The following is an 11,972-nucleotide window of genomic DNA, read 5'->3' on the forward strand; positions in this document are numbered from 1 at the left end:
TAGCGGGTACCTGGGGCGACACTTGTGCGGCTGCCGGCTCGCAGCAGCTCAGCAGGTCCCCACAAGGAGGGTGTCCCAGTGTCCCGCCGCAGAATCGGCTTCTGGTACCGCTTGGCCGCGGTCATCTGCAAACCGCCGCTCTTGGTTCTGTTCAAGCGGGACTGGCACGGAATGGAGAACATTCCGGCCGACGGCGGATTTATCACCGCGGTCAACCACAACTCGTATCTCGATCCGCTGTCGTATGCGCACTATCAGTACAACACCGGCCGGGTTCCCCGATTCCTGGCCAAGGCCGGGCTCTTTCGGAGCGGCTTTGTCGGCCTGATGATGCGCGGCACCGGACAGATCCCCGTCTACCGCGAAACCACCGACGCCGCCACGGCCTTCCGCGCCGCGGTCGCCGCCATCGAGAAGGGCGAATGCGTCGCCTTCTATCCCGAGGGCACCCTGACCCGCGACCCCGCGATGTGGCCGATGCAGGGCAAGACCGGTGCCGCGCGAGTGGCGTTGCTCACCAAGGCGCCGGTGATTCCGGTCGCACAGTGGGGCGCCAACGACGTGATGCCGCCGTACGCCAAGGAAAAGAAGCTCCGCCTCCTGCCGCGCAAGACGCTGCGGGTGCAGGCGGGGCCGCCGGTCGACCTCAGCGCGTACTACGGCAAGGAGCCCACGGCCGAGGTGCTGCGCGAGGTCACCGACGTCATCATGGCCGCGATCACCGTGCAACTGGCGGAGGTTCGCGGCGAGGACGCCCCCGCCGAGCCGTACGACCACCGCAAGACCATCGCCCGCGAGCGCCGCGCCGCCCGCGAGGCGGCGAAGGCCGCGAAGGCCGCGACGCCGGCCGTCGCGGGCCCGGCCGCCGCACCGCAGCAGGCCCGAAGCACCCAGCAGGCACAGGAGGATGAAGGCAAGTGACGCGCTGCGCCGTCTACGGCACGGGGTCCTGGGGCACCGCATTCGCGATGGTGCTCGCCGACGCGGGCTGCGAGGTGACCCTGTGGGGACGCCGCCAGGGCCTCGTCGACGCCGTCAACAACGGCCGGACGAACCCCGACTACCTGCCGGGGGTCGAGCTGCCCGCATCGGTACGGGCCACCACCGACCCGGCGGAGGCGGCCGACGGCGCGGACTTCACCGTCCTCGCCGTTCCCTCCCAGACGCTGCGCGCCAACCTCGCCGACTGGGCGCCGCTGCTGCCCGCCGACACGGTCCTGGTCTCCCTGATGAAGGGCGTCGAACTGGGCACGGCCAAGCGGATGAGCGAGGTCATCGAGGAGGTCGCCAAGGCCCCGGCGGAGCGCGTCGCGGTGCTCACCGGACCCAACCTCGCCAAGGAGATCGCCGCCCGGCAGCCCGCCGCCGCCGTCGTCGCCTGCGCCGACGAAGCGGTCGCCCGCCGGCTCCAGACCGCCTGCCACACCCCGTACTTCCGCCCGTACACCAACACCGACGTGATCGGCTGTGAACTGGGCGGCGCGGTCAAGAACGTCATCGCGCTGGCCGTCGGCATCGCGGCAGGCATGGGGCTCGGCGACAACGCCAAGGCGTCGCTGATCACCCGCGGTCTCGCGGAGACCACCCGGCTCGGCCTCGCCATGGGAGCCGACGAGCACACCTTCGCCGGCCTCGCCGGCATGGGCGACCTCGTCGCCACCTGCTCATCGCCGCTGTCGCGCAACAACACCTTCGGCCGCAACCTCGGCCGCGGCATGTCGCTGGCGGAGACCATCGCGGTCACCAAGCAGACCGCCGAGGGCGTCAAGTCCTGTGAATCCGTGCAGGATCTGGCCCGCAGGCACGGCGTCGAGATGCCGCTCACCGACACGGTCGTCGACATCGTGCACGCGGGCAAGCCGCCGCTGGTCGCCCTCAAGGACCTGATGTCGCGCAGCGCCAAGCCCGAGCGGCACTGACGGCACCTCCCGCCCGCCGGGCCCCGGCGGGCGGCTCGGACACCGCGTCCCGGGCCGCGTGCGGACACAGCGCCGCCAACGGCCGCAGCCGCACCGACTCCGTGTCCGACAGCAGGTACCCTCAACCCGATATGAGCAGCCAGACACCTCCCCACAAGCCCCGTGTCGCCGTCGTGTTCGGTGGCCGCAGCTCCGAGCACGCGATCTCCGTGGTCACCGCGGGAGCCGTCCTGCGCGCCATCGACCGTGAGAAGTACGACGTGCTGCCCATCGGCATCACCGTCGACGGCCGTTGGGCGCTGACCGCCGACGATCCCGAGCGGATGGCCATCGCGGACCGGAAGCTGCCGAGCGTCGCCGAACTCGCCGAGTCCACCGACGGCGGCGTCGTGCTGCCGGTCGACCCGACCAACCGCGAAATCGTCTACAGCGAACCGGGCTCGGTCCCCAAGGCGCTCGGCGAGGTCGACGTCGTCTTCCCCGTCCTGCACGGCCCGTACGGCGAGGACGGCACTCTCCAGGGACTGCTGGAACTGTCCGGCATCCCCTACGTCGGCTCGGGCGTGCTCGCCTCTGCCGTCGGCCAGGACAAGGACTACATGAAGCGGGTGTTCACCTCCTTCGGGCTGCCGGTCGGCCCGTACGAGGTCATCCGCCCGCGCGAGTGGGAGCTGGATCCCGCGGCGGCCCGCAAGAAGATCGTGGACTTCGCCGCCGAGCACGGCTGGCCGCTGTTCGTGAAGCCCGCCCGCGCCGGCTCGTCGATGGGCATCACCAAGGTCGACGACCTCGCAGGACTGGACGATGCGGTCGAGGAGGCACGCCGCCACGACCCCAAGATCGTGGTCGAATCGCTGCTGTGTGGCCGCGAGATCGAGTGCGGGGTCCTGGAGTTCGACGACGGGCCGCGGGCCAGCGTGCCGGCCGAGATCCCGCCGGTCACCGCGCACGACTTCTACGACTTCGAGGCGAAGTACATCGACTCGGCCGCCGGCCTGGTGCCGGCCCCGCTGACCGCCGAAGAGACCGCCGAGGTCCAGGAACTGGCCGTCGCGGCTTTCGAGGCGGCGTCCTGCGAGGGGCTGGTCCGTGCGGACTTCTTCCTTCAGGACAACGGCGAGTTCGTGATCAACGAGATCAACACGCTGCCCGGCTTCACGCCCATCTCGATGTACCCGCTCATGTGGCAGAAGAGCGGAGTGGACTACGCCGAGCTGATCGACCGGCTGATCCAGGCGGCGCTGCGCCGCTCCACCGGCCTGCGCTGACACCGCAGGTACGGCGCCGGGCCCCGACGGAGGGGCCCGGCTCAGACCCCTTCGGGGACGGTCTTCTTCACCGCGGCGGCGAGATCGGTGAGCGTATTGACCTCAGGTGCGTACTTCCCGGGGACGTCCACCTCGACGTACGTCTTCCGCAGCACCGTCGTGAAGCGGTACCCGTCGTCCTGCTTCTCGAAAAACCATTTGACGCCGTTGACTTCCGCGGCAGTGGAGTCGGGGTTGTAATGTTCACTCCCGGGCATCAAGGTGCCGGGCTTCGGCACCCCACAGCGCAGTTGCACGGCAGGATCGCCCCATGCGGCAGTGAAGTCCGATGCGGGCTCCGTGCTCGTCCGCGTCAGCCCGTCGACGGTCTGCGGCAACTCCTTGTGGAGGGCCCGGCAGTGCCGGACGGACGCGCCTTCGGGCGTGGGAGGTGTGACCTCGGCCGCAGTGGAACAGCCCACCGCGCAGCACAGCACGGTGAGCGAGGGAAGAACCAGGGACCAGCGGCGCGAAGAGATCACCCGGCCGAGCATACGGGAGCTAGATATGGACGACCGGGCAGGTCAGGGTGCGCGTGATGCCGTCCACCCGCTGCACGTTGGCCACCACCATGCGGCCCAGCTCATCGACGGTGTCGGCCTGTGCGCGCACGATGACGTCGTAGGGGCCGGTCACGTCCTCGGCCTGGATCACTCCAGGGATCTTCGCGATCACCTCGGCAACCGCCGAAGCTCTGCCGACCTCGGTCTGGATCAGGATGTACGCCTGTACCACGGCACCTCCAGGGCGGCTTCGAGGATCATGTGGGAAGAGAAGAGACGCCACGGTACCGCGTCACCGGGCGGAGCGGGGAGACCCGCGCGGTGAACGCGGCAGGTGCGGCGCAGTCGTCAGCGGAGTACGGACCGTCCGTACGCATGAGAAGGGCAACAGCATGAAGGGCACCGTGGGCGAGCTGGGGGAATTCGGGCTGATCAGGGAGCTGACCTCCCGGCTCACCTCCACCCCGGCGGTACGGATCGGTCCTGGCGACGACGCCGCCGTGGTCACCGCACCCGACCGCAGGGTCGTGGCCAGCACCGACATCCTGCTGGAGGGCCGGCACTTCCGCCGCGACTGGTCCACCGCATACGACGTCGGCCGCAAGGCCGCCGCCCAGAACCTCGCCGACATCGCGGCCATGGGCGCGGTGCCCACCGCGATCCTGCTGGGCCTGGTCGTCCCCGCCGAACTCCCCGCCACCTGGGTCACCGAGCTGATGGACGGGCTGCGCGACGAGTGCCAGGTCGCGGGTGCGGCGGTGGTCGGCGGCGATGTCGTACGCGGTGACACCATCACGGTCTCGGTCACCGCGCTCGGGGATCTGCGCAACGCCGAACCGGTGACCCGGGCGGGCGCCCAGCCCGGCGACGTGGTCGCGGTGACCGGCTGGCTCGGCTGGTCCGCCGCCGGATTCGCGGTGCTCTCCCGCGGCTTCCGCTCCCCGCGCGCCTTCGTCGAGGCGCACCGCCGCCCGGAGCCGCCGTACCACGCGGGCCCCGCGGCGGCCGGGCTCGGCGCCACCGCCATGACCGATGTCAGCGACGGTCTCGTCGCCGACCTCGGGCACATCGCCGAGGCCAGCAAGGTCCGCATCGACCTGCGCTCCGCGAAGATCGACATCCCCACGCAGATGTCCGACATCGGCACGGCCGTCGGCGTCGACCCCATGCAGTGGGTGCTCAACGGCGGCGAGGACCACGCGATCGTCGCGACCTTCCCCGCCGACGTGAAGCTGCCCGCCCGGTGGAAGGTCATCGGCGAGGTGCTCCATCCGTCCGCGCTGCCGCAGGTGACGGTGGACGGCGCTCCCTGGGCGAAGGCCGGCTGGGACCACTTCGGGGACAACGGCGACGCCGAATAGGCCGCAGGGGCCGGGCCCGTCCGGCGCACGACGGGCTTGTAGATTCGGCGGCATGCAGACCCCACCACGCGCGTTGACCATCGCCGGCTCCGACTCCGGGGGCGGCGCGGGCATCCAGGCCGACCTGAAGACGATGCTCGCGCTGGGCACGCACGGCATGAGCGTGCTCACCGCCGTCACCGCGCAGAACTCGCTCGGTGTGCAGGGCGCGTGGGACCTGCCGGCCGAGGCCGTACGGGCCCAGTTCCGCAGCGTCGTCGACGACATCGGGACGCAGGCAGTGAAGACCGGGATGCTCTCCTCGCCCGAACTGGTGGGGACCGTCGCCGGGCTGCTCGCGGAACTCGACGTGCCCGTCGTCGTCGACCCGGTCGGCGTCTCCAAGCACGGCGACGCGCTGCTCGCCGCCACCGCCCTGGACGCGGTCCGCACCAAGCTGCTGCCGACCGCGACCGTCGCCACCCCCAACCTCGACGAGGTGGCCCAGCTCACCGGCATCCGCGTCCGGGAGGAAGACGGCATGCGGCGGGCGGCCGACGCGATCCTCGCCTTCGGGCCGCGCTGGGCACTCATCAAGGGCGGCCACCTGCCGACGGGCCCGGACCACGCGGGCAACAGCGCCGTCGACCTGCTCACCGACGGCAGCGAGGAACACTGGCTGCGCGCCCCGCGGTACGACAACCGGCACACGCACGGCACCGGCTGCACCCTCGCCAGCGCCGTCGCCGCCCGCCTCGCCCACGGCGACACCGTCCCGCAGGCGGTCGCCGCCGCCAAGGACTACGTCACCGGCGCCCTCGCGGCCGGCTTCCGGCTCGGCGCCGGCATCGGGCCCGTGGACCACGGCTGGCGGCTGCGCGGCGACGGCTGAGGACGCGGCGGCAAAGGGCGGACTCCCGGGGCGGCGACGCCGTTCACCTCACCGGCAGCAGCCGCCCCTTTTCCGCACCCCAGGGAACGCGGAAAAGACGGAAGCCGGCCCACCTTTCGGTGGACCGGCTTCCGTCAAGCAACCGGCTTGGCTGCGCTACGGCTAAGACGTCAGCGCGAGACCTTGCCGGCCTTGATGCACGAGGTGCAGGCGTTCAGCCGCTTCGGCGTGCGCCCGATCACTGCACGCACCGTCTGGATGTTGGGGTTCCAACGACGGTTGGTACGGCGATGCGAGTGCGAGACACTCTTGCCGAAGCCCGGCCCCTTGCCACAGACGTCGCAGTTGGCAGCCACGGGTCACTCCAAAGACTTCAGATGCACTTACGGTAAATCCCGACGAGCCGAGTGCATTGACCGACCGGCGCCGCCAGGAGAGGAATGGCCCGATTCTCATCGGGCAACCGGAGCAGCATACAACGGCCGCTCCCGTAGAACGAAACTACCACGGTCCCCCCGGCCCCCGCCCCGGCCTCCCGGTGTGACCGCGGCTACTGTGCGGGACACCCCAAGCCCCAGGAGGACACCGTGCCGCACCCGCTCGACGCCGCCGCGGTCCGCGCCTGGTGCGGGCTGGCCCTGGAGGCGCTCGGCCGGGAGCGCGCACGGATCGACGCGATCAACGTGTATCCCGTGGCGGACGGCGACACCGGCACCAACCTCTACCTGACCGTCGAATCCGCGGCCCGCGCCGTGGAGGCCGCCTTCGAAGGACACGCATCGGCGGACACCACCCCCTGCCTCGCCGACGCCATCGGCGCCATGGCGCACGGCGCCCTGATAGGGGCCCGCGGCAACTCCGGCACGATCCTCGCGCAGCTGCTGCGCGGCATGACGGAGGTGCTGGCCGCCGACGAGCCCGGCCACGGCTGCCCGCCCGCCACCCTGAGCCGGGCGCTGCGCCGGGCCGCCGCCGCCACCTACGAAGCCGTCGCCCACCCCGTCGAGGGCACCGTGCTGACCGTCGCGACCGCCGCCGCCGACGCCGCCGAGCGGGACGCGGGCACCGCACCTGACACCGCTACGGTGGCGCGGGCCGCCCACGACGGCGCCCGCACCGCGCTGCGGGCCACCCCCGGGCAGCTCGCCGTGCTGGGCAGGGCCGGTGTCGTGGACGCGGGCGGCTGCGGCCTGGTCGCGCTCCTGGGCGCGCTCGCCGACGCCCTGTCCGGAGAGGTGACAGCGGCGCCGGTGACCGTACGGGCCGACGCGCCGCTCCCCGAGGCGGCGGGCGCCGCCACGGCGGCCGATGGCTGCCCCGCCACCGAGCACGCGCACGCACCGGGGCCCGCCTTCGAAGTGATCTACCTCCTGGAGGCGGGCGACGCCGAGGTGACCAGGCTGCGCGCCAGGCTCGACGGTCTCGGTGACTCCCTGGTGGTGGTCGGCGGGGACGGCCTGTGGCACGTCCACGTGCACGTCGACGACGCGGGCGCCGCCGTCGAGGCCGGCATCGAGGCGGGCCGCCCGTACCGGATCCGCATCACCCACTTCGACGGCGCCGGGGGCGTCCGGGAGGCCGCGCCCGCGATGGCGGCCCGCGCGGTGGTCGTCGTGGTGTCGGGGGAGGGGCTCGCCGTGCTGTGCGAGGAGGCCGGGGCGCGGACCGTCTCCGTGCGCCCGGGGGAGCCGCCCGCGTCGGGCGAACTGGTGCAGGCCATCCGCCAGGCGCACGCCCGCGAGGTGATGCTGCTGCCCAACGACCCCGAACTGCGGCACACCGCTGCCGCCGCCGCGGAAGCGGCCCGCACCGAGGGCGTACGGGTCGCGCTCATCCCCACCCGCTCCGCGGTCCAGGGCATCGCGGCGCTCGCCGTGCACGAGACGGACCGCAGCTTCGACGAGGACGCCGTGGCGATGACCTCGGCCGCCGGCGCCACCCGCTACGCCGAACTCGCCGTCGCCGAGCGGCAGGCATGGACGATGGCCGGCGTCTGCCAGGCGGGCGACGTACTCGGCCTGATCGACGGCGACGTCGCGGTGATCGGCGGCGACCTGACCTGGACCGCGCTGACGGTGCTCGACCGGATGCTGTCGGCGGGCGGCGAAATGGTCACCCTGGTACTCGGCGCGCACGCTCCCGAAGGGCTCGCCGACGACCTGGAGCGCCACGTACGCGAGCGTTTTCTCGCCGTGGACACCGTCGTCTACGAGGGCGGCCGGTACGCGCCGCCGCTGCTCATCGGCGTCGAATAGCGGCCGGAAAGGCGGCGCCGGACAGCGGCGGCGAGAACCGCGCACACGGACCCCGGCATTCCGTGCCGCGCGCATTCCGCGCGTATTACCAGCGGTATTCCCCCGCATTCCGCGGCGTGCGGTACGGCGGCGAGGTGGTCCGTTGTCAGAGGCATGGTGTGCAATGGATCCCGTGGCCGCGCTCGAAGAATCCCTGAAGAAAGCCCTCGGTGGCACCACCGCGAAGGTGCTCGCCGAGCACCTCGGCCTGCACACCGTCGGCGATCTCCTGCATCACTACCCCCGCCGCTATGCCGAACGCGGCGAGCTGACCCGCCTCGCCGACCTCCCGCTGGACGAACACGTCACGGTCGTCGCCCAGGTGTCCGACGCCCGCGTGCTGACGTTCAACGGCGGCCGGGGCAAGCGTCTCGAAGTCACGCTCACCGACGGCAGCGGACGGCTCCAACTGGTCTTCTTCGGAAAGGGCGTCCACAAACCGCACAAGGAACTGCTGCCCGGCCGCCGCGCGATGTTCGCGGGCAAGGTCTCGGTCTTCAACCGCAAACTCCAGCTCGCCCACCCCGAATACGCACTCCTCGACCAGGAGGCGGACAGTGAGGCCGTCGACGCCTTCGCCGGGCAGCTCATCCCGATCTACCCCGCCTGCCAGCAGATGGCGTCCTGGAAGCTCGCCAAGGCCGTCGACGCGGTGCTGCCCAGCGCGCAGGAGGCCGTTGACCCGCTCCCCGACGCGCTGCGCGAGGGCCGGGCCCTGGTGCCGCTCCCCGAGGCACTGCTCAAGATCCACCGGCCGGGCACCAAAGCCGATGTCGCGGACGCGCGCGCCCGGCTGAAGTGGGACGAGGCGTTCGTCCTCCAGGTCGCGCTGGCCAGGCGCCGCCTCGCCGAGACCCAACTCCCCGCGGTACCCCGCCCGTTGAGCAAGGACGGCATCCTCGACGCGTTCGACGCCAAGCTGCCTTTCACCCTCACCGAAGGCCAGCAGAAGGTCAGCCGGGAGATCTTCGACGACCTGGCGACCGACCACCCGATGCACCGCCTCCTCCAGGGCGAGGTGGGTTCGGGCAAGACCATGGTGGCGCTGCGCGCGATGCTCGGCGTGGTCGACAGCGGCGGGCAGGCCGCGATGCTCGCGCCGACCGAGGTGCTCGCCCAGCAGCACCACCGCTCGATCACCGAGATGATGGGGGAGCTGGCCGAAGGCGGCATGTTGGGCGGCGCCGAGCACGGCACCAAAGTGGTGCTGCTCACCGGCTCCATGGGGACGGCCGCCCGCCGCCAGGCGCTGCTCGACCTCGTCACAGGCGAGGCCGGCATCGTCATCGGGACGCACGCCCTGATCGAGGACAAGGTGCAGTTCCACGACCTCGGCCTGGTGGTTGTCGACGAACAGCACCGCTTCGGCGTCGAACAGCGGGACGCCCTGCGCGGCAAGGGCCAATCCCAGGGGGAGAAGCGCATGCCGCACCTTCTGGTGATGACCGCGACCCCCATCCCGCGCACGGTCGCCATGACCGTGTTCGGCGATCTGGAGACCTCCGTCCTGGACCAACTCCCCGCCGGACGCTCGCCGATCGCCAGCCACGTCGTGCCCGCCAAGGACAAGCCGCACTTCCTCGCACGGGCCTGGGAGCGGGTCCGCGAAGAGGTGGCGGCGGGACACCAGGGCTACGTCGTGTGCCCGCGCATCGGCGACGAGGAAGAACCGGCCAAGGGAAGCGGGAAAAAGGGCGCGGCGGGCAAGGAGGAACCGCCGCCGGAGGGCGAGGAGAAGCGCCCTCCGCTCGCGGTGCTCGACATCGCGGCCCAGCTCACCGCGGGACCGCTGGCCGGACTGCGGGTGGCCGCGCTGCACGGCCGGATGGCGCCCGACGACAAGGACGACGTGATGCGCAGGTTCGCCGCCGGCGAGCTGGACGTCCTGGTCGCCACCACCGTCATCGAGGTCGGCGTCAACGTCCCGAACGCCACCGCCATGGTGATCATGGACGCCGACCGCTTCGGCGTCTCCCAGCTGCACCAGCTGCGCGGCCGGGTCGGCCGCGGCACGGCGCCGGGACTGTGCCTGCTGGTGAGCGAGATGCCCGAGGCCAGTCCGGCGCGCGCCCGGCTCGCCGCCGTCGCCGGCACCCTCGACGGCTTCGAACTCTCCCGCATCGACCTCGAACAGCGCCGCGAGGGCGACGTCCTGGGGCAGGCCCAGTCCGGCGTCCGGTCCTCGCTGCGGATGCTCTCGGTCATCGACGACGAGGAAGTCATCGCCGCCGCCCGCGAGGAGGCCACCGCCGTCGTCACCGCCGATCCCGCGCTGGACGGCCATCCGGAACTGCGAACGGCGCTGTCCGCGCTGCTGGACGCCGAGCGGGAGGAGTACCTCGACAAGGGCTGAGACGCGAAGGGCCGGGGCGCGGTGTCCGGCGGCCGGGCGGAGCGGGGCCGCGGGCGAGGGCCGCGGCGCCCGCCGGCCTCGGCGGGAATATCGTGGGGGAGCGGAGCCGTACCCCGGCCGCCGCCCCACCACCGACCCGCACACCACGTAAGGACAGGCCCCATGACCCGCGTGATCGCCGGTACGGCCGGCGGACGCCGCCTGGCCGTGCCACCAGGAAACGGCACCCGCCCGACATCCGACCGCGCGCGCGAGGGCCTCTTCTCCACCTGGGAATCACTGGAAGGACCGCTGGCCGGCGCCCGGGTGCTCGACCTCTACGGCGGCTCCGGCGCCGTCGGCCTGGAGGCGCTGTCCCGCGGCGCCGCGCACGTCCTGCTCGTCGAGGCCGACCCGCGCGCCGTCCGCACCCTCCGCGAGAACGTCCGCACGGTCGGCCTGCCGGGCGCCGAAGTCCGTTCAGGCAAGGCCGAACAGACCGCCGCCGCCCCGCCGCCCGGCGACCCGTACGACATCGCCTTCCTCGACCCGCCGTACGCCGTCACCGACGCCGAGCTGTGCGAGATCCTGCTCACACTCCGTGGTCAGGGCTGGTTTGTGGACGACGCACTCGTCACCGTGGAACGGAGCACCAGAGGCGGCGCGTTTCCCTGGCCGGACGGTTTCGAAGCGATCAAGGCCCGTCGCTACGGCGAGGGGACGCTTTGGTACGGTCGCGCCGCTCCGGCGTCCGCTGACGAGACGGCGGAACGCGTGTCATGAACGCATCGGAGAGCGAGGAACCAGAGTTGCGCCGCGCCGTCTGTCCGGGGTCCTTCGACCCCATCACCAATGGTCACCTGGACATCATCGCCCGTGCCTCCAAGCTGTACGACGTCGTCCACGTCGCCGTGATGATCAACCAGTCCAAGCAGGGCCTGTTCACGGTCGACGAGCGGATCGAGCTGATCCGCCGGGCCACCGCCGAATACGGCAACGTCGAGGTCGAGTCCTTCCACGGACTGCTCGTGGACTTCTGCAAGCAGCGCGACATCCCCGCGATCGTCAAGGGGCTGCGCGCGGTCAGCGACTTCGACTACGAGTTGCAGATGGCCCAGATGAACAACGGACTCTCCGGAGTGGAGACCCTGTTCGTCCCCACCAACCCCACCTACAGCTTCCTCTCCTCCAGCCTCGTCAAGGAGGTTGCGGCCTGGGGCGGCGACGTCGCCCACCTCGTCCCGGGGTTCGTCCTCGAAGCGCTGACCGAGCGGCTCCGGCAGCAGTGAGACCGCCGCGCGGGCCGCGCAGGCCGTGACGAAGGGCTGACGGGGCGTCAGTAGGTGTCGGTCCTGCGGTCCGTGGCCGTACAGTCGTCCCGTCCC

At 71.8% G+C, this 11,972-nt stretch carries 12 protein-coding genes; 9 read left to right on the plus strand and 3 right to left on the minus strand.

The genetic code is table 11. The features are described from left to right. Positions 1 to 78 precede the first annotated feature (78 nt). From ACGFNI_RS28815 to ACGFNI_RS28825, 3 genes are all read left to right on the plus strand, one after another. Positions 79 to 921, plus strand: coding sequence for a lysophospholipid acyltransferase family protein (locus ACGFNI_RS28815; RefSeq protein ID WP_393687597.1), 843 nt, complete (start codon positions 79 to 81; stop codon positions 919 to 921). Beyond that, on the plus strand, positions 918 to 1,919 hold the full coding sequence (locus ACGFNI_RS28820; protein ID WP_393687598.1) for an NAD(P)H-dependent glycerol-3-phosphate dehydrogenase: 1,002 nt from the start codon (positions 918 to 920) through the stop codon (positions 1,917 to 1,919). Before ACGFNI_RS28815 ends, ACGFNI_RS28820 begins: the two co-directional genes overlap by 4 nt. Positions 1,920 to 2,050: 131 nt before the next feature. Then, positions 2,051 to 3,187 carry a D-alanine--D-alanine ligase family protein gene (locus ACGFNI_RS28825; RefSeq protein ID WP_393687599.1) on the plus strand — a complete coding sequence of 379 codons (1,137 nt, stop codon included), beginning with the start codon at positions 2,051 to 2,053 and terminating at the stop codon, positions 3,185 to 3,187. 41 nt (positions 3,188 to 3,228) lie between these two features. On the opposite strand, the gene ACGFNI_RS28830 is transcribed toward ACGFNI_RS28825, so the two are convergent. Next, positions 3,229 to 3,720 (minus strand): DUF3515 domain-containing protein, encoded by a 492-nt coding sequence (locus tag ACGFNI_RS28830; RefSeq protein WP_393687600.1) that lies wholly within the window; start codon positions 3,718 to 3,720, stop codon positions 3,229 to 3,231. 7 nt (positions 3,721 to 3,727) lie between these two features. Then, positions 3,728 to 3,961, minus strand: coding sequence for an Lrp/AsnC family transcriptional regulator (locus tag ACGFNI_RS28835; RefSeq protein ID WP_393687601.1), 234 nt, complete (start codon positions 3,959 to 3,961; stop codon positions 3,728 to 3,730). A gap of 160 nt (positions 3,962 to 4,121) precedes the next feature. Here ACGFNI_RS28835 and ACGFNI_RS28840 point away from each other — a divergent pair, with 160 nt between their 5' ends. Together ACGFNI_RS28840 and thiD are read left to right on the plus strand one after the other, a co-directional pair. Next, positions 4,122 to 5,090 (plus strand): thiamine-phosphate kinase, encoded by a 969-nt coding sequence (locus ACGFNI_RS28840; protein ID WP_393687602.1) that lies wholly within the window; start codon positions 4,122 to 4,124, stop codon positions 5,088 to 5,090. Between the two features lie 52 nt (positions 5,091 to 5,142). Beyond that, positions 5,143 to 5,961, plus strand: coding sequence for a bifunctional hydroxymethylpyrimidine kinase/phosphomethylpyrimidine kinase (thiD, locus tag ACGFNI_RS28845; RefSeq protein ID WP_393687603.1), 819 nt, complete (start codon positions 5,143 to 5,145; stop codon positions 5,959 to 5,961). A 170-nt stretch (positions 5,962 to 6,131) separates the two neighbouring features. Here thiD and rpmB read toward each other — a convergent pair whose 3' ends face one another. Further along, on the minus strand, positions 6,132 to 6,317 hold the full coding sequence (rpmB, locus tag ACGFNI_RS28850; protein WP_018087178.1) for a 50S ribosomal protein L28: 186 nt from the start codon (positions 6,315 to 6,317) through the stop codon (positions 6,132 to 6,134). Positions 6,318 to 6,548: 231 nt separating this feature from the next. On the opposite strand from rpmB, the gene ACGFNI_RS28855 reads away from it, so the two are divergent. From ACGFNI_RS28855 to coaD, 4 genes are all read left to right on the plus strand, one after another. Next, a complete protein-coding gene (locus ACGFNI_RS28855) occupies positions 6,549 to 8,216 on the plus strand; it encodes a DAK2 domain-containing protein (protein ID WP_393687604.1) in 1,668 nt (555 codons plus the stop codon). Between the two features lie 163 nt (positions 8,217 to 8,379). Beyond that, positions 8,380 to 10,608: an ATP-dependent DNA helicase RecG gene (recG, locus tag ACGFNI_RS28860; protein WP_393687605.1), complete on the plus strand. Its 2,229-nt coding sequence runs from the start codon at positions 8,380 to 8,382 to the stop codon at positions 10,606 to 10,608. Positions 10,609 to 10,770: 162 nt separating this feature from the next. Then, complete coding sequence (rsmD, locus tag ACGFNI_RS28865; protein WP_393687606.1) at positions 10,771 to 11,370, plus strand: 16S rRNA (guanine(966)-N(2))-methyltransferase RsmD; 600 nt, start codon at positions 10,771 to 10,773, stop codon at positions 11,368 to 11,370. Positions 11,371 to 11,396: 26 nt separating this feature from the next. After that, positions 11,397 to 11,876, plus strand: coding sequence for a pantetheine-phosphate adenylyltransferase (gene coaD / locus ACGFNI_RS28870; RefSeq protein WP_393687727.1), 480 nt, complete (start codon positions 11,397 to 11,399; stop codon positions 11,874 to 11,876). Positions 11,877 to 11,972: the final 96 nt, after the last annotated feature.

The organism is Streptomyces sp. NPDC048644 (assembly GCF_043199105.1).
Taxonomy (GTDB): domain Bacteria; phylum Actinomycetota; class Actinomycetes; order Streptomycetales; family Streptomycetaceae; genus Streptomyces.